General features: G+C 54.2%; 31 protein-coding genes. 20 read left to right on the top strand and 11 right to left on the bottom strand.

Translation table 11 applies throughout. The features are described from left to right. Nucleotides 1–271: 271 nt before the first annotated feature. Both ABWV33_RS11815 and lipA read right to left on the bottom strand, forming a co-directional pair. Nucleotides 272–1,129 carry a sulfotransferase family protein gene (locus tag ABWV33_RS11815; protein ID WP_353330909.1) on the bottom strand — a complete coding sequence of 286 codons (858 nt, stop codon included), beginning with the start codon at nucleotides 1,127–1,129 and terminating at the stop codon, nucleotides 272–274. 530 nt (nucleotides 1,130–1,659) lie between these two features. Continuing rightward, the gene (gene lipA / locus ABWV33_RS11810; protein ID WP_113821698.1) at nucleotides 1,660–2,613 is read right to left on the bottom strand and encodes a lipoyl synthase; all 954 of its coding nucleotides are present in this window, start codon (nucleotides 2,611–2,613) and stop codon (nucleotides 1,660–1,662) included. Between the two features lie 262 nt (nucleotides 2,614–2,875). Here lipA and ABWV33_RS11805 point away from each other — a divergent pair, with 262 nt between their 5' ends. Beyond that, nucleotides 2,876–3,424, top strand: coding sequence for a peroxiredoxin (locus ABWV33_RS11805; RefSeq protein WP_353330907.1), 549 nt, complete (start codon nucleotides 2,876–2,878; stop codon nucleotides 3,422–3,424). A gap of 64 nt (nucleotides 3,425–3,488) precedes the next feature. Here ABWV33_RS11805 and ABWV33_RS11800 read toward each other — a convergent pair whose 3' ends face one another. Then, on the bottom strand, nucleotides 3,489–4,415 hold the full coding sequence (locus ABWV33_RS11800; RefSeq protein WP_353330905.1) for a hydrogen peroxide-inducible genes activator: 927 nt from the start codon (nucleotides 4,413–4,415) through the stop codon (nucleotides 3,489–3,491). Nucleotides 4,416–4,635: 220 nt separating this feature from the next. Here ABWV33_RS11800 and ABWV33_RS11795 point away from each other — a divergent pair, with 220 nt between their 5' ends. Further along, complete coding sequence (locus ABWV33_RS11795) at nucleotides 4,636–4,866, top strand: catalase (protein WP_353330942.1); 231 nt, start codon at nucleotides 4,636–4,638, stop codon at nucleotides 4,864–4,866. A 265-nt stretch (nucleotides 4,867–5,131) separates the two neighbouring features. Here the strand turns inward: ABWV33_RS11795 and ABWV33_RS11790 are convergent, their stop codons facing one another. Continuing rightward, nucleotides 5,132–6,289: a DUF6456 domain-containing protein gene (locus tag ABWV33_RS11790; protein ID WP_353330903.1), complete on the bottom strand. Its 1,158-nt coding sequence runs from the start codon at nucleotides 6,287–6,289 to the stop codon at nucleotides 5,132–5,134. Between the two features lie 243 nt (nucleotides 6,290–6,532). On the opposite strand from ABWV33_RS11790, the gene ABWV33_RS11785 reads away from it, so the two are divergent. Continuing rightward, nucleotides 6,533–6,832: a DUF6477 family protein gene (locus tag ABWV33_RS11785; RefSeq protein WP_113821671.1), complete on the top strand. Its 300-nt coding sequence runs from the start codon at nucleotides 6,533–6,535 to the stop codon at nucleotides 6,830–6,832. A 36-nt stretch (nucleotides 6,833–6,868) separates the two neighbouring features. Here the strand turns inward: ABWV33_RS11785 and ABWV33_RS11780 are convergent, their stop codons facing one another. Further along, entirely contained in the window at nucleotides 6,869–8,413 is a 1,545-nt protein-coding gene (locus ABWV33_RS11780) for a trimethylamine methyltransferase family protein (protein ID WP_353330901.1), read from the bottom strand. Between the two features lie 238 nt (nucleotides 8,414–8,651). Between ABWV33_RS11780 and ABWV33_RS11775 the strand changes: the two genes are divergently transcribed. The 9 genes from ABWV33_RS11775 (at nucleotide 8,652) to ABWV33_RS11735 (ending at nucleotide 16,878) form a co-directional block, all read left to right on the top strand. Next, a complete protein-coding gene (locus tag ABWV33_RS11775; protein ID WP_215402340.1) occupies nucleotides 8,652–9,332 on the top strand; it encodes a DUF2270 domain-containing protein in 681 nt (226 codons plus the stop codon). 64 nt (nucleotides 9,333–9,396) lie between these two features. Beyond that, nucleotides 9,397–10,959, top strand: coding sequence for a glutamine-hydrolyzing GMP synthase (guaA, locus tag ABWV33_RS11770; RefSeq protein ID WP_353330899.1), 1,563 nt, complete (start codon nucleotides 9,397–9,399; stop codon nucleotides 10,957–10,959). Between the two features lie 217 nt (nucleotides 10,960–11,176). Next, nucleotides 11,177–11,485: an EthD family reductase gene (locus ABWV33_RS11765; RefSeq protein WP_113821699.1), complete on the top strand. Its 309-nt coding sequence runs from the start codon at nucleotides 11,177–11,179 to the stop codon at nucleotides 11,483–11,485. A 150-nt stretch (nucleotides 11,486–11,635) separates the two neighbouring features. Further along, nucleotides 11,636–12,517 carry a DMT family transporter gene (locus ABWV33_RS11760; protein WP_353330897.1) on the top strand — a complete coding sequence of 294 codons (882 nt, stop codon included), beginning with the start codon at nucleotides 11,636–11,638 and terminating at the stop codon, nucleotides 12,515–12,517. Between the two features lie 68 nt (nucleotides 12,518–12,585). Continuing rightward, complete coding sequence (locus ABWV33_RS11755; protein ID WP_353330895.1) at nucleotides 12,586–13,449, top strand: ATPase; 864 nt, start codon at nucleotides 12,586–12,588, stop codon at nucleotides 13,447–13,449. Nucleotides 13,450–13,494: 45 nt separating this feature from the next. After that, the gene (gene metA / locus ABWV33_RS11750) at nucleotides 13,495–14,412 is read left to right on the top strand and encodes a homoserine O-acetyltransferase MetA (protein WP_353330893.1); all 918 of its coding nucleotides are present in this window, start codon (nucleotides 13,495–13,497) and stop codon (nucleotides 14,410–14,412) included. A gap of 40 nt (nucleotides 14,413–14,452) precedes the next feature. Continuing rightward, on the top strand, nucleotides 14,453–15,352 hold the full coding sequence (locus ABWV33_RS11745; RefSeq protein WP_353330891.1) for an alpha/beta fold hydrolase: 900 nt from the start codon (nucleotides 14,453–14,455) through the stop codon (nucleotides 15,350–15,352). A gap of 49 nt (nucleotides 15,353–15,401) precedes the next feature. Continuing rightward, nucleotides 15,402–16,271, top strand: a complete 870-nt coding sequence (gene ppk2 / locus ABWV33_RS11740) for a polyphosphate kinase 2 (protein WP_164617284.1) — start codon at nucleotides 15,402–15,404, stop codon at nucleotides 16,269–16,271. After that, nucleotides 16,264–16,878, top strand: a complete 615-nt coding sequence (locus tag ABWV33_RS11735) for a TetR/AcrR family transcriptional regulator (protein ID WP_353330889.1) — start codon at nucleotides 16,264–16,266, stop codon at nucleotides 16,876–16,878. Before ppk2 ends, ABWV33_RS11735 begins: the two co-directional genes overlap by 8 nt. Before the next feature lie 112 nt (nucleotides 16,879–16,990). Here the strand turns inward: ABWV33_RS11735 and rpsI are convergent, their stop codons facing one another. Both rpsI and rplM read right to left on the bottom strand, forming a co-directional pair. Further along, nucleotides 16,991–17,476 (bottom strand): 30S ribosomal protein S9, encoded by a 486-nt coding sequence (gene rpsI, locus ABWV33_RS11730; RefSeq protein WP_113821680.1) that lies wholly within the window; start codon nucleotides 17,474–17,476, stop codon nucleotides 16,991–16,993. 5 nt (nucleotides 17,477–17,481) lie between these two features. Further along, nucleotides 17,482–17,940: a 50S ribosomal protein L13 gene (rplM, locus tag ABWV33_RS11725; RefSeq protein WP_113821681.1), complete on the bottom strand. Its 459-nt coding sequence runs from the start codon at nucleotides 17,938–17,940 to the stop codon at nucleotides 17,482–17,484. Between the two features lie 395 nt (nucleotides 17,941–18,335). Here rplM and ABWV33_RS11720 point away from each other — a divergent pair, with 395 nt between their 5' ends. Both ABWV33_RS11720 and ABWV33_RS11715 read left to right on the top strand, forming a co-directional pair. Then, nucleotides 18,336–18,860, top strand: a complete 525-nt coding sequence (locus tag ABWV33_RS11720; protein ID WP_353330887.1) for a hypothetical protein — start codon at nucleotides 18,336–18,338, stop codon at nucleotides 18,858–18,860. Between the two features lie 44 nt (nucleotides 18,861–18,904). Continuing rightward, nucleotides 18,905–19,306, top strand: a complete 402-nt coding sequence (locus ABWV33_RS11715) for a nuclear transport factor 2 family protein (RefSeq protein WP_353330885.1) — start codon at nucleotides 18,905–18,907, stop codon at nucleotides 19,304–19,306. Here the strand turns inward: ABWV33_RS11715 and ABWV33_RS11710 are convergent. Beyond that, complete coding sequence (locus ABWV33_RS11710; RefSeq protein WP_353330883.1) at nucleotides 19,296–20,690, bottom strand: aminotransferase-like domain-containing protein; 1,395 nt, start codon at nucleotides 20,688–20,690, stop codon at nucleotides 19,296–19,298. The genes ABWV33_RS11715 and ABWV33_RS11710 overlap by 11 nt on opposite strands. Nucleotides 20,691–20,788: 98 nt before the next feature. Here ABWV33_RS11710 and ABWV33_RS11705 point away from each other — a divergent pair, with 98 nt between their 5' ends. Beyond that, complete coding sequence (locus tag ABWV33_RS11705) at nucleotides 20,789–21,016, top strand: DUF1127 domain-containing protein (RefSeq protein WP_353330881.1); 228 nt, start codon at nucleotides 20,789–20,791, stop codon at nucleotides 21,014–21,016. A gap of 89 nt (nucleotides 21,017–21,105) precedes the next feature. Here the strand turns inward: ABWV33_RS11705 and ABWV33_RS11700 are convergent, their stop codons facing one another. Then, nucleotides 21,106–21,549, bottom strand: coding sequence for a PaaI family thioesterase (locus tag ABWV33_RS11700; protein ID WP_353330879.1), 444 nt, complete (start codon nucleotides 21,547–21,549; stop codon nucleotides 21,106–21,108). A gap of 40 nt (nucleotides 21,550–21,589) precedes the next feature. Between ABWV33_RS11700 and ABWV33_RS11695 the strand changes: the two genes are divergently transcribed. The 4 genes from ABWV33_RS11695 (at nucleotide 21,590) to gluQRS (ending at nucleotide 25,529) form a co-directional block, all read left to right on the top strand. Continuing rightward, nucleotides 21,590–22,393, top strand: coding sequence for an enoyl-CoA hydratase (locus ABWV33_RS11695; protein ID WP_353330940.1), 804 nt, complete (start codon nucleotides 21,590–21,592; stop codon nucleotides 22,391–22,393). 307 nt (nucleotides 22,394–22,700) lie between these two features. Further along, a complete protein-coding gene (trmFO, locus tag ABWV33_RS11690) occupies nucleotides 22,701–24,041 on the top strand; it encodes a methylenetetrahydrofolate--tRNA-(uracil(54)-C(5))-methyltransferase (FADH(2)-oxidizing) TrmFO (RefSeq protein WP_353330877.1) in 1,341 nt (446 codons plus the stop codon). Nucleotides 24,042–24,078: 37 nt separating this feature from the next. Further along, nucleotides 24,079–24,693 (top strand): class I SAM-dependent DNA methyltransferase, encoded by a 615-nt coding sequence (locus ABWV33_RS11685; protein ID WP_353330875.1) that lies wholly within the window; start codon nucleotides 24,079–24,081, stop codon nucleotides 24,691–24,693. Beyond that, complete coding sequence (gluQRS, locus tag ABWV33_RS11680) at nucleotides 24,690–25,529, top strand: tRNA glutamyl-Q(34) synthetase GluQRS (protein ID WP_353330873.1); 840 nt, start codon at nucleotides 24,690–24,692, stop codon at nucleotides 25,527–25,529. The genes ABWV33_RS11685 and gluQRS overlap by 4 nt, the downstream gene beginning before the upstream one ends. A 10-nt stretch (nucleotides 25,530–25,539) precedes the next feature. On the opposite strand, the gene hisI is transcribed toward gluQRS, so the two are convergent. Next, the gene (hisI, locus tag ABWV33_RS11675; protein WP_113821690.1) at nucleotides 25,540–25,899 is read right to left on the bottom strand and encodes a phosphoribosyl-AMP cyclohydrolase; all 360 of its coding nucleotides are present in this window, start codon (nucleotides 25,897–25,899) and stop codon (nucleotides 25,540–25,542) included. A gap of 67 nt (nucleotides 25,900–25,966) precedes the next feature. Between hisI and ABWV33_RS11670 the strand changes: the two genes are divergently transcribed. Further along, nucleotides 25,967–26,419: an iron-sulfur cluster assembly scaffold protein gene (locus ABWV33_RS11670; RefSeq protein WP_113821691.1), complete on the top strand. Its 453-nt coding sequence runs from the start codon at nucleotides 25,967–25,969 to the stop codon at nucleotides 26,417–26,419. Between the two features lie 223 nt (nucleotides 26,420–26,642). Here the strand turns inward: ABWV33_RS11670 and ABWV33_RS11665 are convergent, their stop codons facing one another. Beyond that, the gene (locus tag ABWV33_RS11665) at nucleotides 26,643–26,765 is read right to left on the bottom strand and encodes a hypothetical protein (RefSeq protein ID WP_258547005.1); all 123 of its coding nucleotides are present in this window, start codon (nucleotides 26,763–26,765) and stop codon (nucleotides 26,643–26,645) included. Nucleotides 26,766–26,828 lie beyond the last annotated feature (63 nt).

The raw sequence follows: 26,828 nt of genomic DNA, 5'->3' as shown, positions 1-26,828 counted from the left end.
CTATGACGCCGACGGCAACGGTGCCGGAACGGCCCAGCAATTCGCGACCCTCACCACGGGGCTGGCCTTGACAGAAACCGATTTCATCCTCGTGTAATCATCGCAAAAACCACCATTTGGGGGGAAAAGGTAGGTCGGACCTACAAGCTCTGCCAGCGCCAATGACTCGGGGGGTTACGTGCAGGCTATCCTTACTTTCAGCAAAACCGAAGATTGCGGGATTTAATGATCAACCTGCCTTGGCAGTCACATTATCGGTGCATGGCGTGTCTTACAAAGGCGCATTTTGCGGCGTGTCGTCACTCGCCGCGGTGATCTTGAACGCAGCAGAGTCAGGCAAGTCGCGCCAGAACGCCATGTTTTCGAAACGCTTGAAAAGGTCCGGAGGCAGGATTGTTTTGCGGGGACGCGGCGCGACCTCTGAGTGCACTTTGTGCAGACCTTCCAGCCCAAGTTGTGCGTCGAACGATGGGGCATCATAGTCGACTGCGCTGAAATCGTGTTCGAAGTGCTCTTCGCCAAGAAACTCATAGAGCAACCGGAAAACTTCTTTTGGACGGTGGGTTATCAGATCGTATTCCACAATGATGATCCGGTTTGCGAACTCCGAATAACAGGCCTCCCGCAAAGCGTGCCAGGGAAAGCCGACAAGACGTGCAGCGCCGGCCAGCGCTTCAAGCCGAGTATAAACGGTGGAACGTTCTCCCTGCGAATTGAACAACAACGTATGCTCGAACGGATTCTGCCTGAATTGACGCTCCATTGAATCCATAATCCAAGAAACATCACGTACCAAACAGATAACCTTGGCCTCAGGAAAAACCTGCATCAATGCGGGAAGTTTCGTTGTCCAAGCCCGGTTGGTGTCAAAAATTACGGGTTCGGTTTGCTCGGCGTAGTAGCTCTCGAAGAGCCCGCGCAACAGCCGAGCACGTTGGTCTTGCGAAACCATAGCCGAAAGCTCGGTTCCGGCGGAGACCTGAGCGATCATCCCATCAAAGAGCCCTGCAATTGGACTCGACATGTTGGCACTGAATCGTGGGTTTTGCCGTAATATCGCTGCGGTCAATGTCGATCCGGACCGCGGCAGGCCAGAGATGAAATGAAAGCTGCGATCTTTGGCTGGCATTGCGTGGCCCCGTTTGTCTGGTCCAAGTCAAAAGTTAGCGCATTGTCGGCAGGTGGTCCATGAAGAAAACGGCTTTGCGTTGAAGCGTTCGTTCTGTGTTCGCCGCAACGATATGTGCGAGAATGTGATCTGCAGATAGTTCTGTTCGCACGAGCAGGCCGGGGTCAAGAATGACCGGACAGTTTGAATTCGAGTGTACCCTGATTGCGCGATAGCCGCGAATGGCCGGTCCGGTGTTGCTACAATGTGGCAACAAGAACATCGGGCACGGCCTTTACCCGCCGTTCGTGCGACGTTGTAAAGTTCCCTTCCGGCGCTGCGCCGCCCTCATCATGATCTTTTTGGGCCACATCCACAGAACAACCTCCCTCCGTCACCTGACGCAGAGCGGTTGAAGATGTGTTGTTCATGGGAGACCAGTGCCTTGAGGAAAGCGCGGGATTACCGTTGTGGCGCTGGAGGTGGGGCATTCGGGCGCTCCACCAAATCTGAGCGGAAGCAGCATAAAGCGCTGCGCCGGGTAACTTTCCCTAGGCCTGTCCGAGCTTTGCTTGCCGGGCATCTCGCAGTTGAGCGAAATCATCGCCTGCGTGATAGGAAGAACGGGTCAACGGTGTGGCCGAAACCATCAAGAAGCCCTTGCCATAAGCGGCCTTTTCGTAGGAGGCGAACTCCTCAGGTGTGACAAAGCGATCAACACCGTGATGTTTGGGCGTGGGTTGCAGGTATTGGCCGATGGTCAGGAAATCGATGTCAGCGGCGCGCATGTCGTCCATGACTTGTCGTACGGATTGCTCATCCTCGCCCAAGCCCACCATGATACCGGATTTGGTAAACATAGAGGGATCCAGTTCCTTGACCCGTTGCAACAGGCGCAGTGAATGGAAGTACCGCGCACCGGGTCGCACCTGCGGATAGAGGCCCGGAACGGTTTCCAGATTGTGGTTAAAGACATCGGGGCGCGCTTCGACCACAAGTTCCAGCACCGAGGGGTCACATTTGATGAAATCGGGTGTCAGGATTTCAATGGTGGTATTGGGTGAACGATGACGCACGGCGCGGATGGTTTGGGCAAAGTGATCGGCGCCGCCATCAGTAACATCGTCGCGATCGACCGATGTAATCACCACGTGGTTCAGGCCCAGCTTTTCCACTGCATGGGCAACACGACCGGGTTCGAAAGGATCCAGATCCTCGGGCGGTTTCCCAGTGGCGATGTTGCAGAAGGTACAGGCGCGTGTGCAAACTTCGCCCATGATCATCATGGTGGCGTGCCCCTGGGACCAGCATTCGCCAACATTGGGGCAACCGGCTTCTTCGCAGACCGTGACCAATTTGTTTTCACGCATGATCTTATGTGTCTCGGCATAGCCCTTGCCGCCCGGTGCTTTGACGCGAATCCAGCTGGGTTTTTTGGGCTGGGCATTGTCGGGACGATGGGCTTTTTCGGGGTGTCGTTGCTCGGGAATTTTCAGATCACGCACAGAGATGGTCCCTTGGCTTGGGCAAAATTGGGTCAGCTTGCTTTGGAATAACATAACGCAGCGTCGGAAAAAGGACCAGTGACGCATGGCCGCTATGCAAGGGTGGAACCGTGGGGTCGTTTTCTGGCAATTTTGCGCTTTGAATCAGTATCTTTGCGACATTCTTTACCATGAATGCGCATGCGGCATTTCAAGCGTTGAAGACTGCTTAGAATCGTTTTAATTCACGTTTCAGATACATCTGATTCACAGGAGCCTGATGATGAAAGCCGGAGCAATCCTGCCCAACGTAACCTTCCACACCCGTGTACGTGACGAGGCCATCGAAGGCCCCAACCCGTTCCGTTGGGAAGATAAAACCACCGCAGATTATTTCGCGGGCAAACGCGTTGTTTTGTTCTCGTTGCCGGGCGCGTTCACCCCGACCTGCTCGACCTACCAGTTGCCGGGCTTTGAAAACGGCCACGCCGATTTCATCGCACAGGGCGTTGATGCGATTTACTGCATGTCCGTAAACGACAGCTTTGTGATGAACAAATGGGCCGAGTCGCAGAACCTGTCCAAAGTTAATGTGATCCCAGACGGATCCGGCGAGTTCACTCGCAAAATGGGCATGCTGGTCGACAAAGACAATCTGGGTTTTGGCATGCGTTCGTGGCGCTATGCAGCAGTGATCAACGACGGTGTTGTTGAAGCATGGTTCGAAGAGCCCGGTCTGGCCGACAACCACCCCGAAGATCCCTATGGTGTGTCGTCGCCCGAAACCGTTCTGTCCTATCTGGTCGACAAAAAAGAGCCCGCGCTGGCCTAAGCTCGCACGACAAGTATTCAGAGAAGAGGCGCGCCGTTGGCGGGCCTCTTTTTCGTTTGATCGGCTAGTGATCGGTGCGACAGCTGGACACGATGTCTTGGCCAACCTGTCGGATCAGATCTCCGAGATCGTCAAACCACCCTTCGGCGCGAGTCGTATCGCGGCGCACAAGACCCACGGTACGAGCCGGTTCCGGATCTGGAAACCGGATCAGTTTCAGCCCCTGCACCGCGGCGCATTCGGATTGAGCCGCCAGTTCTGGCATCAGAGTGAGGCCAAACCCTTCGGCAACGAGGCGAGACAGGGTGCCAAGGGATGACGCCCCCATGTTGATCCCGGCGCCGGTACGATCCTGGCCACAGACCTCGAGTGCTTGATCGGTCAGGCAATGGCCGTCTTCGAGTAACATCAACTGTGCCGCCTTTAGATCCGTTGGACGGAGGGTTTCGGGGCCATGGGACAAGCGATCGAGCCGGGTTGCGGACCCAGCAAGTAAAAAGCGATCCTGAAACAGAGGACTGCTAAAAAGACCGTCTCCTGCAGCCGGGAGCGCCAATACTGCCGCATCGATTTCACCTAGCCGTAATGCATCAAGCAGCGGTTCGGTCCGGGCTTCGCGCACTTGAACTTTTAGCGAGAGATCGCCCGCACGCAGGGCTGCAAGAACACCGGGCAACAGATAGGGTGCCATGGTTGGAATCAGGCCCAATGACAGTGATCTTTGACCAGTTTTATCTTGCGACAGGCGTTCCAGACGTTCGGCGGTGGCAAGCACATCTTGGGCCAAGCCCAGTGCATCCCGGCCTAAAGGGGTCAACACCACATCGCGGGCGTGGCGTTCGACCAAAGGGCCACCCATAAGCTCTTCTAGGCTACGAATCTGAACCGAGAGTGCCGGTTGCGACACGTGGCAAACCGTTGCCGCACGCCCAAAATTGCGCTGTTCGGCCAACGCGCGAAAATATTCGAGTTGTCGGAGTGTGAATCTCATAACTCAAAATTATAAAAATTCAAAGAAAGTGCAATTGGTGTTTATCAGTATCGGATAGCAAGCTGATTTTGATTGGAGCTTGTACATCGGATGCGTGACCCAATCGCGGAGCGCGTTGTGCATGCAAAAGACCGTCGCGCACATGGGCCCCTAACAGCCACAAGCCTTTTCGAAATGTAGCAAATCCAAGCTGTTTTCAGAAGTGAGCAAGTAGGCGCCCATCAGTTCCCTAACTTCAACCCATGCGGGTAAATTCAGTGCGGCAGACAATGATCGCGATGTACGCGGTTATACCCTGAAGTTCAATATCGAGGAAGGCAATTGGGATCTTTTTGGAAACAATACGCCGGTTCCTCTTACATGGCCCATACAATTTCCAGGATTCCCCATTACACAGAATCGTTATCCTCGTACCAGCTCGCGGTCTGAAACCGCATTGTGGCTTTGTTAGGCTCCGGGTTCGCGGCTGCCCTTCCACTATCCCTGCACGAATTGGTGGTAGTGGACAAACTCCACGGCTGGACACGAACCCTGCCGAGTCCGTGATCGGTGTACCCGATGAGATCATCACTCGCACATCGGGCAGTATGAACTAACCAGCCATACTTATTGCGATTGCATCCGAGACGCGCGTAGGAAACTAGGTAAAATAGAGCCCGCCGCTGCATCTTTGTGCGACGGCGGGCTTTTTAATCGAACAAACTTGGGAGGAGTGTTTATCCGATCATACGGTCTGATTCTGTGAGTTCTTCATAATGGCGCTTGAGCCGTTGAAGGGCGATGCGCAGGACGATTTTACCCGATCGTGCTGACCATCCCATTCGTTTTTCAGCCAATTCCAACCCTTCGAGATAACAACAGCAGCGCAAAGCCACATCGCTGAGTCCCGGTCCCAGATCGGACAGCGCTTTGGCCACCCGGTTCCGGGCATCTGCCGGGCCCTCACAAGGAGACCCTGCAGAATCAAAGGTGCTGCGCCCGCCCCCGGTTAGGAAACGATCCCAGTTTTGAGTGACATTTGGGCCCATCTGGGCTAATTCGAAATCTTCGCGCAGACGTTCACCCGCCCGCACCATGGCTTCGTCCAAAAAGGGTTGGCCATCACGGTCTTTGCGACGAGCAAGAGCGATCAGCGGGCTTTCCGCCATGTTGTAGCGCACGCGACGGGAGCGTTCACCAGCGTCACCAGCGACGGTTTTTTCGCCCATGATGCGATGCTGCGCGCCAAAAGGGGTTTGGGATTCTGCGAATCCCCCTTCGTTATCTGCGCGCGCCTGATTTTCGGCCTTGGCCAGAATATGCCCCAGCGCGGTTCGCCCGGCTGAGGTAATGTGATAGCGGCTAATGCGTCCAGGTTTGTCGCATGAAATCCAGTCTTTGAGCGCGAGCGCCTGTGCAATCGCGCATTCAACAACGGCTGTACGGGTGTTTGCGCCCTGCCCGTCATCTCGCACAACTACAGCCCTGTCCATATCTTCGGCGACGGCAAGGACGGCTCCGGATTCACAGAGGCGACGCAGAACGCGCATCGCCTCGCGATCAAAAGTGTCGGAATCGGGCGTGTCTTCGGTGCGCGGTTGTTCTGGGGTCATAGAAGGGGCAACCTTTGTTCTGGCCCCCGCTCGGCGCGCCGTTACCGGTTTACCCTTAAGCGGAGGGAAATGGGCGGCAGCCAGTGCTTGCAGGGCTGCATCCACCAAAGGATCATCGCGCCGCATTTCTACTCGTCTAATCTGTCGCAATACAGTCGAGGCATGACACCCCGCCCCCCGGGCCAGATCGCGAATGGATCGCCCAGCCTCTGTATGCGCCAAGTAACGCTGTGCACCTTGGGGAACCCAACCAGGCACGGAAAATGCGGAAACTTCATCCATCGTGTCGCATCCTTAATGGCAAAAGAACTGACCCTGTTATCCAGCAGTTATCCTCGAGTTACTCACACAACCTAGGGCTGCACTAGTTACTCATTCGTTAATTTCTGCCTTGTTACCCAATATTGTTTCCAAATGATAAACAGTAATGAAAGCAGCGCACGGTGGTATTGCGCACTCGGCAACACCCGGCAAAGTTGTGTCACAACTGTGGCAGAAATCTGATCGCCCTTGAAAGGACACGACATGCAAGATGTAATGACAATGCTTTCCGCCCTGCGCCGTCCCCAGCTGCTGATCCGGGCGGCCCGCTTTGGTCAACAGGACTACAACCGGTCCCGTCATCTGCAACGGATCCTGGGCTATGGAAGCCTACCTGGCCCTGCGGCGGCTTTGATGCGTCTGATGGAATTGGAGCGGGGTTTGAATGAACAACGGCGCGAGAACGATGCGGGCTATTCCCTAACCCGACACGTGGATCTGATGATCGCGATGATGGGCGAAGCGCAGTTGCTGCGCGCGAACCGTGTTTCAGTCGTGCAATAAAGGGTCCGCTTTGAGGCAACGGACCCTTTGGTTGATTTACATGAACGCGTCGGGCATCGAGGCTTTCTTGGCAGCCACATAATCGGCCAGAGCCTGTGCAATCGCCGGATCAAGCGCTGGCTGCTGATAGTTGGTCAACAGTTTCTCAACCCGTTGGGTCGCAAGGGTTCGCGTATCACGCGCGCCTTCCTCTTCCCAGGTTTCGAACGGTTTGTAGTCCAACAGGTCGGATTTCCAGAACGCCGATTTGAAGTTCTTTTGCGTATGCTCGCAGCCCAGATAGTGGCCACCGGGACCAACTTCGCGGATTGCGTCCATGGCTTGCGCATCTTCGTCCATCTGGACGCCTTTGGCCAAACCATGCAGCGTACCAAGTTGGTCGGCATCCATCACGAACTTTTCAAAATCAGCAACCAGACCGCCTTCGAGCCAGCCGCATGAATGCAGCATGAAGTTCACGCCAGACAACAGACCCATGTTGAGCGAGTTGGCGGTTTCATAAGCGGCTTGTGCATCAGGCAGTTTCGAGCCACAGAACGATCCGGCTGAACGGAACGGCAGACCCAAACGGCGGGCCAGCTGACCAGCACCATAAGTAATGTGCGACGCTTCGGGTGTACCAAAGGTCGGTGCACCAGAGTTCATGTCGATCGAGGTCACCATCGCACCCATGATCACAGGAGCACCGGGGCGGCACAGCTGATTATAGGCGATACCGGCAAGGCATTCCGCCATCACCTGCGTCAGGGTCCCAGCAACCGAAACAGGAGCCATCGCACCGCCAACGATAAAGGGCGAAACGATGCAAGCCTGGTTGTTTTTGGCATAGATTTCCATCGCGCCCATCATCACATCGTCGAAAGTCATCGGCGAGTTGATGTTGATGAGCGAGGTCATCACAGTGTTTTCCTGCACGAACTCTTTGCCAAACAGGATCTCGCACATATCGACAGAATCTTGTGCACGGCTTGGTTCGGTCACAGATCCCATGAACGGTTTGTCGCTCAGGGTCATGTGCGCCAGTAGCATATCCAAATGACGCTTGTTCACTGGCACATCGGTTGGTTCGCAAACTGTACCACCCGAATGGTGCAGCCATTTGGACATGTAGCCCAGTTTCACGAACTTTTGGAAATCGTCCATTGTCGCATAGCGACGGCCGCCTTCGACGTCACGCACGAACGGAGGGCCATACACAGGTGCCAACACCATGTTCTTGCCACCGATCACAACCGATTTTTCAGGATTGCGCGCGTGCTGGGTAAACTGCTTGGGCGCAGTCGAACACAGTTTCTTGGCCAATCCACGTGGGATACGAACCCGTTCACCTGTGACGTTCGCACCAGCTTCGCGCCAGCGGTCCAAAGCCGCGGGGTTATCAACAAAGTTGACTCCCACTTCTTCCAGAATGGTTTCGGCATTCGCCTCAATGATATCGAGCGCTTCTTCGGTCAAAACTTCGAAGTTGGGAATATTGCGTTCGATATACTTGGCAGTTTCAATGGTGACAGCCGTGCGTTCGGCGCGGCGCGCGGCCCCGCCGCCGCCACGTGATCTACGGCGTGTAGTTGCCTCTGTCATAGGGTCGTCTCCCGGATTGGTACGGAATTGCGTTTGACAGATGTGATATCCCAATCTGTTCAGCTTTCGAATGTGGATAACGGCGCATCGGGGGGAAAAGCGACATGTTGCAGGGTTCGAAACGACAGGGCCTCGTTCCATCCTTGTATTGCTTAAATTTTCAGCACTCCCTAAGAGCTTCATACCCCTTTCAACTCAGTTGTACTTCTGACTCAACAAAACCAGATGGATCCAAGACATGAGCGAAACAGACTCCGAGCGCAAAACTCTTAGCGCAGCTGAAATCGGTGCTATTGCTCACTTGTATCGCGGAGAAGTGTACCGCAGCACGATTTGGCGTACCCGCCTGGATACCACGACCAATTGGGCGGTTGTAACTTTGGGGGTTGCCTTGTCGATTTCGTTTGCCTCGCCCGGGGCATCGCCGCTGCCTTTGGTATTGGTTGGCATTTTGATGCTGTTCTTTCTGGCGATGGAGGCCCGTCGCTATCGCTACTTTAATGTCTGGCGTGCCCGCTCGCGATGGATGGAGACGCATTTCTATGCGCCGCTGCTCCATGATGGCGATCTGCATATGGAAGAGAACTGGCAAAAGGTACTGGCCGAAGACTACCTGCGGCCCGTTTATCACGTGACATACCTTAGTGCGCTGGGCCGTCGCATTCGACGCAATTATCTGTGGATCCTCTTGATCCAAGCCATTGCGTTTGCAGGCAAAGTGACCATTCACCCCGCTCCTGCACAGAGTTTGGAGCAGGCGTTGGGGCGTGCGACGGTTGGCCCCGTTCCCGGTATCGTCATGGTGGGGTTGGGTGTACTTTATGTTGGCACCATTTCGTTCCTTGCTATCTGGAGCTATCAATCAGACAAGCGGCGCGCCAAAAAGCGAGGCGTTGATCCCTCCGCCTCGATGGGATGATCAGGTCTGCGCAGTGCTGCAAAGCTCTTGCGCAAAACCGCCCTGCATCATAAGAGCCTGTTGCATGAGCCAGACATCCCATGACCGCCTATTGATCATAGACTTCGGCAGCCAGGTTACGCAGCTTATTGCGCGTCGCCTGCGTGAGCTGAACGTTTATTGCGAAATCCACCCCTATCAGAAAGTCACTGCTGACTTTGTGCGCGAAATGGCGCCAAAGGCCGTGATCTTTTCCGGTGGCCCTGACAGCGTGACCCGCGACGGCAGTCCGCGCGTACCACAAGAGGTGTTTGAGATGGGGCTGCCCATTCTCGGCATTTGCTATGGCCAACAGGTGATGATGCACCAATTGGGCGGCAAGGTTGAATCCGGGCACGGCACGGCTGAATTTGGACGTGCCTATGTCACCCCGACAAAAGAGCAGTTGGGCATTCTGGGCGGCTGGTTCGCTGATGGCGATGAACAGGTCTGGATGAGCCACGGCGATCACGTCAGTGAAATCGCGCCCGGCTTTGAAGTTTATGGCACTTCACCGAATGCGCCGTATGCGATCACCGCTGACATTGCGCGCAATTTCTATGCGGTTCAGTTCCACCCTGAGGTACATCACACCCCCAATGGTGCAAAGCTGTACGAAAACTTTGTCAAACTGGCAGGGTTTTCCGGTGATTGGACCATGGGCGCGTATCGCGAACAGATGGTGGAAGCGATCCGAGGACAGGTTGGCGACAAGCAGGTGATCTGTGGTCTTTCTGGTGGCGTTGATAGTTCGGTCGCGGCTGTATTGATTCACGAAGCGATTGGCGACCAGCTGACCTGTGTGTTTGTTGACCATGGATTATTGCGCAAGGGCGAGGCCGAAGAGGTCGTCACCATGTTCCGCGACAACTACAACATGGCGCTGATCCACGCAGACGAACAGGATCTGTTCCTGGGCGAGCTTGAGGGGCAATCCGACCCTGAGACCAAGCGCAAGATCATCGGTAAACTGTTCATCGATGTGTTCCAGAAACATGCCGACAGCATCGAGGGCGCAGAATTCCTAGCGCAGGGCACATTGTATCCTGATGTGATCGAATCCGTGTCTTTCTCGGGCGGGCCTTCGGTCACGATCAAATCGCACCACAATGTGGGCGGTCTGCCAGAAAAGATGGGCTTGAAGCTGGTCGAACCCCTGCGGGAACTGTTTAAGGATGAGGTCCGCGCGTTGGGCCGCGAACTGGGACTGCCAGCGTCGTTCATTGGCCGTCACCCATTCCCCGGCCCCGGCTTGGCAATCCGGTGCCCTGGTGAGATCACCCGCGAAAAATTGGACATTCTGCGCGAAGCGGATGCTGTCTTTATCGACCAAATCCGTAAACACGGGTTGTACGATGACATCTGGCAGGCCTTTGTGGCCATTCTGCCGGTACGCACCGTAGGTGTTATGGGCGATGGCCGGACCTATGACTTTGCCTGCGCCCTGCGCGCGGTGACATCAGTCGATGGCATGACTGCGGATTACTATCCGTTCAGCCATGAATTCCTCGGCGAAACCGCAACCCGGATCATCAACGAAGTCAAAGGCATCAACCGGTGCACTTACGACATCACGTCCAAGCCTCCGGGAACGATCGAGTGGGAATAAAACCTACTGGAGGCGACCCTCGAGTATGAGAATTGCAAAGTGGTGGCCCAAACGGGCCGCCACTTTTTTTTGCCCGGTTTTTTGTGGGTCAAACCACCAAACCATTATGTTCCGTTACATCATGGTTGCGCTCAAATGGCTGGCTAAAGACGAATATATTTGCCTACACTGACCCGTGTTGACCAAATTTCATTGGCTAAACCTCAAGGGGAAAAACATGACCGTTTCATTGCAAGTTCTCTATCCAACGGACAACGAGACCACATTTGACCATGCCTATTATGGTTCTAAACATATGGAGATCGTTGGTGAACACATGGGCCCTCATATAAAAAGCACAACTATTGTCAAAGGGTTGGCGGGTGGTCCTGATACACCTCCTGGGTTCCATGCAATCGCGACAATCACGTTTGAAACCCAAGACGCGTTGAATGCGGCCCTTGCAGCAGGTGGTCCGGCTATGGCCGACATTCCGAACTTCTATAGCGGCCAGCCACAGGTCCTGATTGGTGAAGTCACCGGTTAATCCGCGTCCGTTGGGCGTGCTAACGTGACAGTTCCTCGCCGTGTGCAGATCGTTCTAAGCGACCTGTGCGCGGCGTTTTCACGTTTGAGTGTGAAATCTGGTTGACCTTGCCCGGGCAATCGGGTCCTCGTGTCCGACGGGAGAGACCAAATGGATCAAGACAAGCCACAAGTGGCCAAAGCCGCACTTTGGATGACTGGCGCTATTGCGTCGTTTTCTGCGATGGCTGTCGCCGGACGCGAAGTGTCCTATGCCCACGACACCTTTGAGATCATGATGTATCGCAGCCTTGTTGGCGTAATTGTGGTCTGTGTGGTGTTAACCCTGACCAAATCCTGGGCTCAGGTGACGCGGCGGTCGATGGGCACGCAGGTGGTGCGCAATGCGCTCCATTTTGCTGGGCAGAATCTATGGTTGTTTGCTGTTACGGCCATTCCCTTGGCACAGGTCTTTGCGTTGGAGTTCACCTCTCCCTTATGGGTGATTGTTTTGTCACCTCTTCTATTGGGCGAACGCATAACATCTGTGCGCGCTGTGGCCGCCCTGATGGGGTTTGTGGGTATTCTGATCGTTGCACGTCCCAGCCCAGACACAATGAATATCGGCATCGCCACAGCAGCAAGTGCCGCAATCTTTTTTGCTCTGACAATCATTCTGACCAAACGGTTGACCAAGACCGAGGCGATTGGCTGCATCCTGTTTTGGCTGACGTTTATTCAGTTGTTTTTTGGGCTAGCCGCCGCTGGGTATGATGGCGACATCGCTTTGCCCAGCCTGCACACCGCACCTTGGCTGGTGTTGATAGGCTGTGCCGGATTGCTGGCGCATTTTTCACTGACCAATGCATTGGCCATTGCTCCGGCAAGTGTTGTAGTGCCGTTTGATTTCACCCGCCTGCCCGTCATCGCGATCATCGGTATGGTATTCTATGCCGAGCCACTGGATTTGTGGGTGTTGGTTGGCGCCGTAGTGATCTTTGCCGGGAATTACATCAACATCAGGGGCGAAACCCGAAAACCGCAATTGGCCTGACCATGCGCTGTGCCAATTGACCCCGCCCGCGCTGCAAAGTAGCAAAGGGAAAAAATGGACGGTGGGATATGATCTACGGCTCAGCTCAGGAATGGCGTGACTCGCCGCGCAAAAAAGTGCTGTTTTTCGGCATGTCGGGACTGGGTAAGACCTATGTCAGCAATATCCTGAGGGACCAGGGCGACTGGTTCCACTACTCGATCGATTACCGTATCGGCACGCGTTATATGGGTGAGTACATCACTGATAACGCTAAAGCCGAAGCCATGAAGGTACCGTTTCTGCGGGATCTTCTGCTATCAGATTCGATCTACATCGGGTCCAACATCTCGTTCGAAAATCTGACCCCTGTCGCGACCTATCTGGGCAAACCCGGTGCGCAGACCCAAGGGGGTTTGGAAATCAGCGAATATCGGCGCCGTCAGGAACAATTCCGGATGGCTGAGATCCATGCCCTGCTGGACACCGAGTACTTTAGCGACCGTGCTGAACGTCTGTATGGCTACCCGAATTTCATCTGCGACACTGGCGGGTCCATCTGTGAATGGGTCGATGCGGCCAACCCGGATGATCAATTGCTGGCCGAACTTTCCAAACACACGCTGATGATTTGGATAAAAGGCGACGAGGCGCACACTGAAGCCTTGATCAAACGGTTCGACAAGGCCCCCAAGCCAATGTCCTATCAACCTGAGTTCCTGTCGCGCGTCTGGGATCAATATCTGAGCGAACAGGATTGCGCCCCGCATGAGGTCAACCCGGATGCCTTTATCCGCTGGACTTATGCGCAGGCGCTGGCCCATCGCCAACCTCGGTACGAGGCGATGGCAAAAAATTGGGGTGTCACTGTCACCGCAGACCAAATCGGATCGGTGCGTGACGCCGCTGATTTCGAACAGTTGATCGCGCAAGCTCTTGAGACCAAGGCATAAGGCGCCTAGGTTCCCGTTTCCACCCGCAAATGCAAAGCAGAAAAAATGCCTATTAAAATCCCATCCGACTTGCCCGCTTATGACGTTCTCACCAAAGAGGGCGTTATGGTCATGTCCGAGGATGAGGCAGGCCGTCAGGATATTCGCCCCTTGCGCATTGGGTTGCTGAACCTGATGCCCAAGAAGATTCAGACCGAAAACCAATTCGCGCGCCTGATTGGGGCGACGCCCTTGCAGATTGATCTGAGTCTGATCCGGATGTCTGAACATCAGACCCGCAATACCGCCGCCGAACACATGGCCGAGTTCTATCATCCCTTTCAAGAGGTCAAAGACCAGAAGTTCGATGGTCTGATCATCACCGGTGCGCCGATTGAACATCTTGAGTTCAACCACGTTACCTATTGGGACGAGTTGCGCGAAGTGATGGACTGGACACAGACCAATGTGCATTCCACCTTTGGTGTGTGTTGGGGTGGCATGGCGATGATCAACTATTTCCATGATGTCAAAAAGCACATGCTGGATGCCAAAGCATTCGGGTGTTTTCGCCATCGCAACGTTGATCCCGCATCGCCGTTTTTACGCGGTTTTTCAGATGATTGCGTTATCCCCGTCAGCCGCTGGACGGAAATGAAACAGAATGAGATCGACGCTGCTCCGGGTTTGAAAACCCTTCTCAGCAGTGATGATGCGGGGCCCTGTCTCGTCGAAGATCCGGCGCATCGGGCGCTCTATATCTTTAACCATTTTGAGTATGACAGCGACACATTGAAACAGGAATACGATCGGGACGTGGCCAAAGGCACACCCATTAATGTGCCGATGAATTACTATCCCAACGACGATCCGTCTCAGACGCCGCAGAACCGGTGGCGCAGTCATGCGCATCTTTTGTACGGCAACTGGATCAACCAAATCTATCAGTCCACGCCGTTTGATATGTCAAAAATTGGTCAGTAAAGCGCTGATAATACTCGCTGCTTTAGGGGGCCTGACTGCTTTGGTCACGCTTTGGCTGGCTGCAGCGCATGAGCGCGAGGTCGAAGCAGCATACCCGCCCGAGGGGCAGTTTGTGATGGTGGATGGCCTGCGCGTGCATGCCGTTGTACGCGGTCGTGGGCCTGATCTGGTGATGATTCACGGATCAAACGGCAACACCCACGATATGAGCTTTGCCCTAGCGCCCGCGCTAGAGCAGCAATTTCGGGTCATCCTGTTTGATCGGCCCGGTTTGGGATATAGCGATGCCATTCCCGGCGGTGGGTCAATCACACAGCAGGCTGATGTTTTACAGCGCGCCGCGCAGAAATTAGGCGCGGACAGCCCGATTGTTCTGGGCCAAAGTTATGGTGGAGCCGTGGCTTTGGCATGGGCGGTAGAGGCGCCTACAACCTTGTCTGGATTAGTTCTAGTTGCGGCTCCCGGCATCCCATGGACCACGCCTTTGGACCCGGTGTATCTGGTCACCTCACATCCAATCGGTTCGGCCCTAGCGGTGCCTTTGCTCACGGCATTTGTGCCAGACCGCACTGTGGTGGCGGCCTTTGAAGACGTTTTTGCGCCACAAGCGGTTCCCGAAACCTTTGCCCAGCACTTTGGAGTGGGCTTGGCATTGCGGCGCGGATCCATGAGAGCGAATGCAAAACAACGCGCGAACCTGCTTACGGAAATCACAGCGCTCGCCCCGCGTTATACCGAAATTTCTGTGCCAACAGGTATTGTGCACGGCACGGCCGATACAACGGTCAATTACGACCTGCATGCGGTTCGCTTGGCGCAACGCATTCCGCAGGCACAACTGCACACCCTGCAGGGCATTGGTCATATGCCCCACCACGTGGCCACCGCAGATGTCGTTGCGGCAGTCGAGGCTGTGGCGCAACGCTCGGATTTGCGTTAATCGGATTCACATCCCATATTAAGATACGGAATTCATTGGGAGTCAGCGGATGACAGAACACCACCAAGGCGAAATCGAAGCGTATTTTCGCGACAAGGCTCCAGAAGAGATCCGCAAGCAGATCAAATCTGCCGACAAGAATGACGTGCTCAGCCCCAGCTACCCATATTCCGACCGGATCGGGCGTAAAGACTATGAGGGCGAAATTGAAGATCTGCAGATAGAACTGGTCAAGTTCCAAGCCTGGGTCAAGAAGACAGGGCAGCGGGTTGCCATCCTGTTTGAAGGGCGTGATGCAGCCGGAAAAGGTGGTACAATCAAAAGGTTCCGGGAGAACCTTAATCCACGCGGCGCACGTGTTGTTGCGCTCTCCAAGCCCTCGACCACGGAACAGAGCCAATGGTATTTTCAACGCTATATCGAACATCTTCCGGCGGCGGGTGAAATCGTGTTCTTCGATCGCAGTTGGTACAACCGGGGTGTGGTCGAAAACGTATTTGGGTTCTGCACGGACGAAGAACGCGAGCGGTTTTTCCGTCAGGTACGCCCGATTGAACAAGGGTTGGTTGATGACGGTATTCACCTGTTTAAGATGTGGTTGAACGTCGGCCGGGCGGAACAGTTGCGTCGTTTTCTGCAACGTGAAACTGACCCCCTCAAACAATGGAAACTGAGCCCCATAGATATCAAGGGGTTGGACAAATGGGATGCCTACACGCAATCCATCAGTGAAACGCTGACCCGCAGTCATTCTGAAATCTGCCCGTGGACAATCATCCGATCTGATGACAAGAAACGCGCCCGTTTGGCCGCCATTCGGACTGTCCTCTCACAGATGGAGTACGACGGAAAAGACGAGAAAGCCCTGCGTGAGATCGACCCTGCCATCTGCGGAGGCCCGGAGATCTGGGATGCCTAAACGCGGATATCACCACGGCAATCTACGCCAGGCTTTGATTGAATCGGCACTGGTTTTGATTGAACAAAAAGGCCCGACCGGGTTCACACTCTCCGAAGCGGCAAAAGCGGCTGGTGTTACCCCTGCAGCTGTTTATCGTCACTTTAAGGGTCGCGAGGATCTGATCGCCGAGGCTGCACGGCAGGGGTTCGACATCTTTGCTGATCTGATGCAATACGCCTATGATAAGGGGCAACCCTCATCACTCGCTGCGTTTGAGGCGACGGGACGGGCCTATCTTGCCTTTGCCCGGCGGTATCCCGGCCACTACATTTCCATGTTCGAAAGCGGCATATCTGTCAATTGCACCCCAGAACTTGCGACATCGGCGCAACGGGCCAAGGGTGTTCTTGAACGGGCGGCGGCGGAATTGTCAGAACATATTCCTGCTGAAAAGCGCCCTCCTGCCTCTATGTTCAGTGCGCATATCTGGGCCATGAGCCACGGTGTTGTGGAACTGTATGCGCGGAACACCGGTACAGCGTCGCCGTTCCCACCCGAAGATTTGTTGGAGACTGGAATTGGTATTTATTTGCGCGGGTTGGGTCTGATTTCACCTGACGCATAAGTCACCTGACGTCTTTTGCGGTTTATCCAAGCCACGCACAGCCAGATGTGCTGTTCCGAAAACGAAAAGGCCGCGCACTGCGCGGCCTTTTGCAAATCTTTCGGTACCAAACTTAACGCTTGGAGAACTGGAAGCTCTTACGGGCTTTCGCTTTACCGTATTTCTTACGCTCAACAACACGCGAGTCACGGGTCAGGAAGCCAGCGGCTTTCAGAGCACCGCGCAGGGCTGGGTTGTACAGCTGCAACGCTTTGGAGATGCCGTGCTTAACCGCGCCGGCCTGACCTGTGAGGCCACCACCTTTTACGGTTGCAACAACGTCGAATTCACCTTCGACGCCAGCAATCTGGAATGGCTGACGCAGGATCAGCTGCAGAACGGGACGTGCAAAGTAGACGTCCTGGTCTTTGCCGTTCACGGTGACCTTACCGGAACCCGGCTTGATCCAAACGCGAGCAACAGCGTCTTTACGCTTGCCAGTTGCATAAGAGCGACCCAGTTCGTCACGAACCGGCTCACGTGTTACGATTTCTTCGGCCACGGCTTCGATGCCAGCAACGGCGCTGAGTTCTTCGAGAGTGTTGATCTGATCAGACATCTAACTTAGCTCCGGGTGTTTTTCTTGTTCATGGACTTAACGTCTAGAACTTCGGGGCTTTGCGCCTCGTGGGGGTGCTCAGCACCAGCATAAACGCGCAGGTTGGTCATCTGAACGCGGCTCAGGCGGTTGCCTGGCAGCATACGCTTGACGGCCTGGGTCACAACACGCTCGGGGTGTGCACCGTCGAGGATCTGCTGCTTGGTGCGGGATTTGATTCCACCCGGGTGGCCAGTGTGCCAGTAGAAGTTTTCTTCGCGCTTCTTGCCAGTCATCTGTACCTTGTCGGCGTTGATGATGATGACGTTGTCGCCCATATCCATGTGCGGCGTGAAGGTTGCTTTGTGCTTGCCACGCAGACGCATGGCAATGATCGAAGCAAGACGGCCCAGAACAACGCCTTCAGCGTCGATCAGGATCCATTTCTTGTCGATATCTGCAGGGGTCGCAGAAAAGGTTTTCATGTCAGGAGAGTCCTGTTTGATGTGTTAGACCGGCCCGATGGATCGGTCCGAATTCGATTTGGTGGTTTTAGGGACCCAGCTTATCCGGGTCAACCCACAAGCGCGTTAATTAATAAAGCAAAAACAACAGCTTAATAAATAGGTACTATAATACCCCAAAAATTCATGTACTCGCTTCCCTCTTTTTGGCGCACTTTTACCATACTAAAGAGACGCGCTACATTTAACGCGATTAGATATTAAATTCACTCGCCTTTAAGGAATAAGCGTCCGAGAAATATACAGAAAGCCGCATGTAAATGAACATTTCCTCCTAAACTTCAGTTGTCGCCATTCTTGCCCTTGGGGCTTGCACAGACGCCGCTTCAATCAAAACCCCGCCGGTCGAGGTTGGATTGAAGAATGCAGGCGTCAACCAACAACGCATTCAGGGTGTGACTGAACCAGTCGTGCGTACTTTTACCAGGGAAGAAGAAGAAAACACCCAGCAAGGCTTTTCGGGCGTAAGCGATGTCGGAGCTAACAATAGCCAAAAAATTGAGATCGTCGGTGCACTCTGTTCGCTCGATTCCGTTGAATTCAGCGCGAACTTTGCAACACCGGCAGTTTTGCGCGTCCCAAAGTATAAGGGCAAGCCAACGAAACTGCGTATTAAATGCCAAAAGGGCGACTTGAAGACGGATTTCGAAGTTAAACCACAGTTAGAGGGGACTATTGTCGCTGGGCCATCTGTTGCTGGGTTGGTCGCTGCCGCAGCCTCAACCGCTGTTGCCGTTAGTAAAGACAGCTGGTCCTATGGCGCCAACGATATTACCGTTTGGATCCAGCACGAAATAAATAGGCCTCTGAGACCTCTGCTGCGATCTCAAGGTTGCAGTAGAGATTTGGTGTCATTTGAGACAATTAACTTTACTCAGTGATTGAGCTCATGCAACCGTTTGCACACCCCTATGAGAATGCGAACATGAAATCACTAGATACTATACTAACCGCTTATGGTGCCGCATGGCACGAGCGCGATCCACAAAAGCGCATGGCATATTTGGAAACCTGCTGGGCGGAAGATGGTCGATATGTTGATCCCAACGGGGACGTGGCTGGCCGGGATGGGCTAGCTGCTTACATGGACGCCTTTCATGAGCAAGCCAAAGGCGCGAAGATCATCGTGACCAGCCAGCCCAATCCACATCACGAGGTTGCGCATTTCACGTGGGCCATGGTGGCTGTGGGCGGCATCCCCCTATTAAAGGGGCATGACTTTGCAACACTCGATCAAGACGGCCGGATCGTACAGTTGGTTGGGTTTTTGGGGGACCCGGAGCCGTTGGATAAGAGGAAGGGGTTGCTGAACTGGTTCAAACACTGATTTGTTCTGGCGGATTGTCCAGCAATGATCGCAAGCGCATCATTGCACCCTCAAATGCCTCAAGCGAGACATGGCCGTTCATGGCAATCCGCACTGCGTGGGGTGCGCGTCCATCGCGCAGGGCGAATTCATCTGCAGACCGGATTTGAACGCCCTGCCCTTCGGCAGCGCGACAAAACGCAGCCGCGCGCCATCCTGACGGTAACTTGAGCCAGACAAATGGCACCTCCGGGTCCCAGTTCAAATCAAAACCACCCAAGGCATTCACGGCCACGCGAACGTATTCAGCCATCGACTGCCGGATTTTCCTCGCCAGCTCAGGCGTTCTGGGGTCAGTCAGAAGAATCCGGGTCAATTCCGCCAATGGCTGCGCCAAGCCGAAATACCCATACTCTGCGGCGCGCCTAAGATCGGTACTTCGTCCTTGTGGTGCAATGGCAAAGCCAACGCGCAAAGCAGGTGTCAGTGTTTTAGAGATAGAGGACACATGCCACCCTCGTTCCGGCGCCAAAGCCCGAAAGCTGGGTGCACGAGCTTCGCCCATCCGGTAACAATCGTCTTCGAGAATCTGCAGATCATGACGCTTCGCCACATCCACAATTTCTTTGCGTCGAAACAAGGGGGTGTGGCCGCCGGTTGGGTTCTGCACTTCTGGCGAGACACACAACAATTGCGCGCCATGTTGACGTGCAGCTGCATCCAAAGCTTCTGGAACAATGCCATATTGGTCCATCTCGATCCCGACAACTTCGGCGCGCATTAATTCCGCAGCGCGCCGAAATCCGGCATAAGACAGATCCTCGACCAGAACGACAGGACGTGGACCACGCAAAACAGCCTGAAACACCACACACAATCCGTTCTGTCCACCATGTGTCAGGACGATGTCTTCGGGCCCCAAAGATCCCAGCGGCAAATCCGATAGCCAATCCACAACCGCTTGTCGCACGGGTTTATAGGCGTCCCGGGTTGGGTAATTGAGAAACAGCCAAGGGTCGGCCTCGGCAACCTGACGCACTGCATCTTTGATGGCAGCCACCTGCCCCACATCAATCAGTCGAGGACTGAACAGGCTTACGTTATGAGTTTTAGGCGGTTCAGTTTGTCTGGCCCAGACATCATCCAATAACGAAGTTTTGGGCGGCGCAACAAAGGTTCCGCGACCAACGCCGGCTTCGAGCAACCCTTCGTCGGTCAAAACTGTATAGGCGCGCGCTACGGTGCCCGGCGTTATGCCCAACTGATAGGCCAATTCGCGCACAGGGGGTAACTTTGTGCCTTCGGTCAAAGCGCCACCATCAATGGCTCCTCGGATGGTTTCAGCAACAGCTTTGTATTTCGGACCCTTTGAGCTCGGCAGGGCGTCCGGCCAAATTGTACCCATTACAATCTTTCCTTTGATTTCAACACAATTCGCAATGTATCAATCAAACGTACTTAAGTCACAATATTGTGTCAATACAATATGGAAAGGACCCCACTATGACACGTGCAATCTCGGCCCACGATCTGTCCCTGCTCAGCGCAAGCCCACGGCTGCCTTTGGTGGCAACGCTGGCAGTCCGTTTTGCTTATGCAGTCACAGAGTGGGACACCCGCCAACGTACAAGAAAACAACTGAAAAAGCTGGATAAACACCTACTTGAAGATATTGGCGTTTCCCGACTTGAGGCTGATCGCGAACACGCGCTCAGATTTTGGCAGCTGTAAGATATCCCCGTCCGGAAACGGACCTCTTCACTGGCCGGGGCTTGTCCCCGGCCCTTTTTCGTTTCATGTCTGCATTGTATCAAATTACATTACCCAGCCACGGCTGCTGCTGAGCCCTGCGGTGGAATTGAATAAGTCATTGTTGCCCGCGCAACGGGCTTATCGCTCCCTTCGGAAAACAGCAAAATGTCTCCGACAGCCAACGAGCGACCCAATTTAAGCAATCGAATTTCCGCAATCATATCAACAGACCCATCTGGCTTGCGCATGAAATCCATCGAACACCCAGTGGTGACCGCCAAGGCCTGTCGACCCACGCGCGCCAAAACCATCGCATAAGTCGCACAGTCTGCGAGAGCGAACATAGATGGCCCTGACACCGTTCCGCCCGGGCGCAAATGCCGATCTGCCACCAACAATCGCATGGTCAAACAATCCTCGGACAGCGCATCCAGAGCAAAGTCATCGGCCACCTGTGGGAACACTTCGGACAGATAGGCCATCAATTCTTCTTTGTTTAATGCCAATGGCATGCTTTTACTCCTCGCCTCTTCCTTTTAGAGTTGGGCCAATATTAATCGGGAGAGCAAGATGACAATTTTGGAACGTCGCGACACAGGCGCCATTGCCCATCTGAAATTAAATGCACCAGAGCGCATCAACGCCTTGTCCGATGAAATGTTGGCAGCCTTGCAAGAGCAATTTGATCTGCTACAAGCAGACACGACCATTCGCGTGGTTATCCTGTCAGGTGAAGGCAAAGCATTTTGTGCCGGCCATGACCTGAAACAGATGACAGCCGGACGCCAATCCGAAGACGGTGGCAAGGCCTATTTCAAGGATCTGTTTGATCGTTGCGCCCGCATGATGATGTCGATTCAAGCGTTGCCACAACCCGTGATCGCGCAGGTCCATGGCATTGCTACAGCTGCGGGTTGTCAAATGGTTGCATCGTGCGATTTGGCCATTGCAGCCGAAGGCACCCGGTTTGGCGTCAATGGAGTGAACATTGGCCTGTTTTGCTCTACGCCTATGGTTGCGTTATCACGCAACATATCCCGCAAGCAGGCATTTGAGATGCTTTCAACGGGGCAATTCATTGATGCATCGCGCGCGGCGGAATTGGGGCTGATAAACCGGGCCGTTCCAGCGCAAGATCTTTCACAGGAAACACATGCGCTTGCAGAAACATTGGCAAGCAAGCTTGGTGCAGCGGTCAAAATCGGCAAACAGGCGTTTTACGAACAGATTCAAATGCCACTGGATCAAGCCTATGCCTATACCGGTGACGTGATGGTTGAAAACATGCTCTATCGCGATACCGAAGAAGGAATCGCCGCCTTTATCGAGAAACGTGACCCCGATTGGGACCAATAAATTCCGAGGATTGGACCCAAAGTGATGATCGTTTCCTATATCTGGTAAAATTGTTTCCAAATTTGAACTTTCAAATTGGGCAGGAACATGGCAAACATTGGGCAAGGCAAATGCCTTGGACGCTTTTTGGGTCGCCGCCGGCGGAAGGTCCCTCCAAGCCAGGCTCTCTCTCTGGCGTTGACATTCCCGCACCGGCGACCCCAAAACCCCCTGCCATAATTTAAATTAACCCCACCAAGGGGCCACTGTCGCTTGACAGGCCGCTGAGATGTTGCGCGTTGGCTCTGGCTGGCCTATGTGGCACATCATGACACAGACATTGCATATCGTGGGCGGCGGCATGGCCGGGTCCGAGGCGGCCTGGCAGGCAGCGGAAATGGGCGTTGACGTGGTGATCCACGAAATGCGGCCCAAGGTCGAAACCTTTGCCCATAAAACCGGCAATCTGGGTGAAATGGTATGTTCCAATTCGTTTCGCTCGGATGATGATGAACAAAACGCCGTTGGATTGCTGCATTGGGAGATGCGCACCGCTGATGGTTTGATCATGACCACAGCAGATGAACACCGGCTGCCCGCGGGTGGTGCTTTGGCCGTAGATCGTGATCCTTTTGCCGAAACTGTAACGGCCAAATTAAAGGCCCACCCGCGCATTTCCGTGTCGTACGAAGAAATCACCGACCTGCCTCAAGACGGGCATTGGATCTTTGCCACGGGTCCGTTGACGTCAACTAATTTGGGGGCCGCCATTCAAGCGGAAACAGGCGCTGAGGCGCTTGCCTTCTTTGATGCGATCGCGCCGATCCTTTATGCCGAAAGCATCGATATGTCCAAGGCATGGATGCAGTCGCGGTATGACAAGGGCGAAACCGAAGAAGAGCGTACCGCTTATCTTAACTGCCCAATGGACAAAGATCAGTACGAAGCGTTTATCGATGCGTTGCTAACGGCAGATAAAACCGAGTTTCACGAAGGTGAAACCGCTGGGTATTTTGACGGTTGTCTGCCCATCGAAGTCATGGCCGAACGCGGACGCGAAACGCTTCGATTTGGACCGATGAAGCCAGTTGGGCTGACCAATCCACATAACCCCGAGAACAAGGCTTATGCAGTTGTTCAGTTACGTCGCGATAATGCTTTGGGGACGTTGTTCAATATCGTCGGGTTCCAGACAAAGATGAAGTACGGCGCACAGACCGAAGTGTTGCGTATGATTCCAGGGTTGGAAAATGCCAGCTTTGCACGTTTGGGCGGGATTCACCGCAATACGTTTTTGAATTCGCCAACCTTGCTGGACAATCAGATGCGTCTGAAATCCAAGCCACACATTCGATTTGCAGGCCAGATCACCGGTGTCGAAGGATACGTCGAAAGCGCTGCGATGGGGCTGTTGGCAGGCCGGTTTGCGGCGGCTGAGATACTGGGCATCGAATTGCCAGTGGTGCCACAGGATAGCGCCATGGGTGCATTGATCCATCACATCACCGGCGGCGCTGAAGCCAAGACCTTTCAACCCATGAACGTAAACTTCGGCCTATTTCAACCTGTTGAGGGGCTCAAGGGTGGGCGTCGTGGACGCAAAGATCGGTACAAAGCCTATACTGATCGCGCCAAAGCGGCGTGGCACGACTGGCTCTCGCATTCCTGACTGGACGGGTATCGGAACCTGCGCGTAACATATCGGCATGAGCGACAAATTCCTGAACAAGGCTTACGGGCTTGAAAGCGTAGAAGAGACTCTGGCCCATTACGACAAGTGGGCCGAGTCCTATGAGACTGAATTAGCGGAAAATGGTTATGCGACGCCGACCCGATTGGCTGCCGCGTTGTGGGATCATTTCAAAGACCCTGCCATCGAGATCCTTGATTATGGGTGCGGAACTGGTTTGTGTGGGGTGGAACTGCGGCGGGTTGGATTTCATATCGTGGATGGTGTCGATCCGTCCCCCGAAATGCTCTCCAAAGCCCGACAGCACAATGTTTACCGCGACTTGAGTGCGCTTGATATCTCATCTCCAAATCCGGTTGAAACTGGGCGTTATGCCGTCATTGTCGCCTGTGGCGTGATTGGTGTTGGCGCTGCTCCGCCTGAAACTTTTGATCTGGTGATGAATGCCTTGCCCAAAGGCGGTATTCTGGCATTTTCTTTCAACGATCATGCTATTGCAGATCGTGCTTTCGAGGGGCGCCTGAACGGGTGGCTGGATCCGGGTGCTGCGCGTTTATTGGTTAAAAAATACGGACCTCACCTGCCGAATATAAACTTGAACTCCAACATTTATATTGTTGAAAAAGCGTGACATTCACCACTCGGTTCGCCCCATCACCAACGGGGCCTTTGCACTTGGGGCACGCCTATTCTGCCTTGCTTGCGTTTGACGTGGCTCAGGCTCAGCAGGGACGTTTCTTGCTGCGTATCGAGGATACAGATACCGGCCGGTCCAGACTTGCTTGGGAGCAGCAGATATACGAAGATCTGACTTGGCTAGGCCTCACGTGGGAGCATCCCGTGCTTCGTCAGTCAGAACACTTACCGCATTACAATGCAGCTCTGATGAAACTGGCAGAGCGTGGACTGATCTACCCCTGTTCGTGTCGGCGCAGCGATATCAAAGCCGCCCTATCCGCGCCGCAAGAAGGTGTACCGCTTGCGCCGGGAGTTTATCCGGGCATGTGCCGGCACCGCAAAATGGATACGCGTCAATCCGGTGATGCCTTGCGCTTGAACCTGGGGCACGCCTTGAAAACCCTTGGCCCGCTTAACATGATCGAAACCGGCGCAAAGCACTCGGGAACCCATCAATTAGATCCTAAACAGTTGATGCGAGATGTCGGGGATCCGGTCTTGGGCCGAAAGGAAATTGAAACCCCATCTTATGTACTGGCCGCCGTCATCGACGATGCAGAGCAAGAGATTACGCATGTTGTAAGGGGTGGGGACCTATATCAGACGACATTTCTACAAATGGTGTTGCAGGCGCTATTGGACCTGCCAACACCGATTTATCATCACCACGGATTGATCCGAGATGAGCTAGGCAAACGGCTCGCGAAACGCGATGATGCGCGTGCGATTTCTAAATACCGAGCAGACGGGGTGAGCCCGTCAAAGATCCGGACCCTCGTCGGTTTGTAAACAACCCCAGCTATACCATTGGGGCCATCAACTCGACCTCTTCACCCGATTGGACCGAAGTATAAAAACAGCTTCGCCGGTTCGTGTGGCAGGCTGGACCAGTCTGGCGAACGACGACCAGCAAACAATCACGGTCACAATCCACCCGAAAATCCACCAATTCCTGCACATGGCCCGAACTTTCGCCCTTGACCCAGAAAGATTGGCGCGACCGTGACCAATAGGTGACGCGATGGGTTTCAAGCGTTCTAACGACCGACTCGGCATTCATCCACGCCATCATCAGCACCTCTCCGGTGTGTTCATCCTGCGCGATTGCTGGAATCAGGCCAGCGTCATTATAGATCAAGCTCGTCGGGTCGAAGGACATCTGCGAAAACCTTTTGCATCGAGAATTTCCGGTACTATGTATGAGGAATATCCAAAGAGGAAAAGCCATGTCCGGCGACACCGACCTGATCAAGCTCTATTCTGCCAGAATTCTGGCCCTTGCTGCTGATATCCCCCATATTGACCGTCTTGATAGTCCAGATGCGACGATCAAGCGTCGCTCGCCCCTGTGCGGGTCGACCGTTACGGTCGATGTGAAGATGACGGATGGCAAAGTTTCGGCCTTTGGTCAGGATGTCAAAGCCTGTGCCTTGGGACAGGCATCGGCATCGGTTGTTGGCGGAGCGATTCTTGGAGCCACGCGCGAGCAGGTTCAAACTGCGCGGGATCAGTTGAAAGCTATGTTGAAACAAGATGGACCTGCACCCGATGCCCCATTTGATGGGTTAGAAGTTCTATTGCCTGCACGTGAATATAAAAACCGTCACGCATCAATCTTGCTCGCCCTCGAAGCGACGCTGGAAGCGATGGAACAGGCAGAGCAAACGCACTGCGCTTGAAGCGCATCCCTTATCAAAGAAAAAACCGCCGCACTCTCTGACAGGAGAGTGCGGCGGCCAGTTGTGCGGGTCTTGTGTGGGATCCGACCATTATAGAACCGAGGCAGGTTCTAGATGGGTATGGACAGGCAGGTCACCCTCGCATCGAATGGGACAGGATGCAGTTTGAGTCGGCACAAGAACGCAGGCAGAAAAACAAAGGGCGCCATGGCCCTGAAAGTGGTTAGATTAATCCCGGCAAATGAAGACCAACCAACAACATCACGACAAGGGATGCGGCCCCTAGGGCATCTTGGATCAGCGTGTGCTGCGTCCGGGACAGAACAGATTTAATCTCGGTCAACATGGTTAAACTCCGGGCTAGAGGGTTAAACTTTTGTTGACCTTTTGTTCTCATTTCTAGAGCGCT

Origin of the sequence: Phaeobacter sp. NW0010-22 (assembly GCF_040365955.1) — a bacterium.
Classification (GTDB): Bacteria; Pseudomonadota; Alphaproteobacteria; order Rhodobacterales; family Rhodobacteraceae; genus OMPR01.
This window is presented reverse-complemented; position numbering and strand designations above follow the sequence as displayed.

What these genes read in the sequence shown, in the direction of transcription:
- rplM (WP_113821681.1), bottom strand. Translation starts at nt 17,940, where the DNA reads ATGAAAACCTTTTCTGCGACCCCTGCAGATATCGACAAGAAATGGATC.
- ABWV33_RS11765 (WP_113821699.1), top strand. Translation starts at nt 11,177, where the DNA reads ATGACCGTTTCATTGCAAGTTCTCTATCCAACGGACAACGAGACCACA.
- metA (WP_353330893.1), top strand. Translation starts at nt 13,495, where the DNA reads ATGCCTATTAAAATCCCATCCGACTTGCCCGCTTATGACGTTCTCACC.
- ABWV33_RS11815 (WP_353330909.1), bottom strand. Translation starts at nt 1,129, where the DNA reads ATGCCAGCCAAAGATCGCAGCTTTCATTTCATCTCTGGCCTGCCGCGG.
- ABWV33_RS11790 (WP_353330903.1), bottom strand. Translation starts at nt 6,289, where the DNA reads ATGGATGAAGTTTCCGCATTTTCCGTGCCTGGTTGGGTTCCCCAAGGT.
- ABWV33_RS11755 (WP_353330895.1), top strand. Translation starts at nt 12,586, where the DNA reads ATGATCTACGGCTCAGCTCAGGAATGGCGTGACTCGCCGCGCAAAAAA.
- ABWV33_RS11700 (WP_353330879.1), bottom strand. Translation starts at nt 21,549, where the DNA reads ATGCCATTGGCATTAAACAAAGAAGAATTGATGGCCTATCTGTCCGAA.
- ABWV33_RS11760 (WP_353330897.1), top strand. Translation starts at nt 11,636, where the DNA reads ATGGATCAAGACAAGCCACAAGTGGCCAAAGCCGCACTTTGGATGACT.
- ABWV33_RS11800 (WP_353330905.1), bottom strand. Translation starts at nt 4,415, where the DNA reads ATGAGATTCACACTCCGACAACTCGAATATTTTCGCGCGTTGGCCGAA.
- ABWV33_RS11780 (WP_353330901.1), bottom strand. Translation starts at nt 8,413, where the DNA reads ATGACAGAGGCAACTACACGCCGTAGATCACGTGGCGGCGGCGGGGCC.
- ABWV33_RS11785 (WP_113821671.1), top strand. Translation starts at nt 6,533, where the DNA reads ATGCAAGATGTAATGACAATGCTTTCCGCCCTGCGCCGTCCCCAGCTG.
- rpsI (WP_113821680.1), bottom strand. Translation starts at nt 17,476, where the DNA reads ATGTCTGATCAGATCAACACTCTCGAAGAACTCAGCGCCGTTGCTGGC.
- hisI (WP_113821690.1), bottom strand. Translation starts at nt 25,899, where the DNA reads ATGTCCTTCGACCCGACGAGCTTGATCTATAATGACGCTGGCCTGATT.
- ppk2 (WP_164617284.1), top strand. Translation starts at nt 15,402, where the DNA reads ATGACAGAACACCACCAAGGCGAAATCGAAGCGTATTTTCGCGACAAG.
- guaA (WP_353330899.1), top strand. Translation starts at nt 9,397, where the DNA reads ATGAGCCAGACATCCCATGACCGCCTATTGATCATAGACTTCGGCAGC.
- ABWV33_RS11665 (WP_258547005.1), bottom strand. Translation starts at nt 26,765, where the DNA reads ATGTTGACCGAGATTAAATCTGTTCTGTCCCGGACGCAGCACACGCTG.
- ABWV33_RS11685 (WP_353330875.1), top strand. Translation starts at nt 24,079, where the DNA reads ATGAGCGACAAATTCCTGAACAAGGCTTACGGGCTTGAAAGCGTAGAA.
- trmFO (WP_353330877.1), top strand. Translation starts at nt 22,701, where the DNA reads ATGACACAGACATTGCATATCGTGGGCGGCGGCATGGCCGGGTCCGAG.
- ABWV33_RS11715 (WP_353330885.1), top strand. Translation starts at nt 18,905, where the DNA reads ATGAAATCACTAGATACTATACTAACCGCTTATGGTGCCGCATGGCAC.
- ABWV33_RS11805 (WP_353330907.1), top strand. Translation starts at nt 2,876, where the DNA reads ATGAAAGCCGGAGCAATCCTGCCCAACGTAACCTTCCACACCCGTGTA.
- ABWV33_RS11735 (WP_353330889.1), top strand. Translation starts at nt 16,264, where the DNA reads ATGCCTAAACGCGGATATCACCACGGCAATCTACGCCAGGCTTTGATT.
- ABWV33_RS11670 (WP_113821691.1), top strand. Translation starts at nt 25,967, where the DNA reads ATGTCCGGCGACACCGACCTGATCAAGCTCTATTCTGCCAGAATTCTG.
- ABWV33_RS11775 (WP_215402340.1), top strand. Translation starts at nt 8,652, where the DNA reads ATGAGCGAAACAGACTCCGAGCGCAAAACTCTTAGCGCAGCTGAAATC.
- ABWV33_RS11710 (WP_353330883.1), bottom strand. Translation starts at nt 20,690, where the DNA reads ATGGGTACAATTTGGCCGGACGCCCTGCCGAGCTCAAAGGGTCCGAAA.
- ABWV33_RS11705 (WP_353330881.1), top strand. Translation starts at nt 20,789, where the DNA reads ATGACACGTGCAATCTCGGCCCACGATCTGTCCCTGCTCAGCGCAAGC.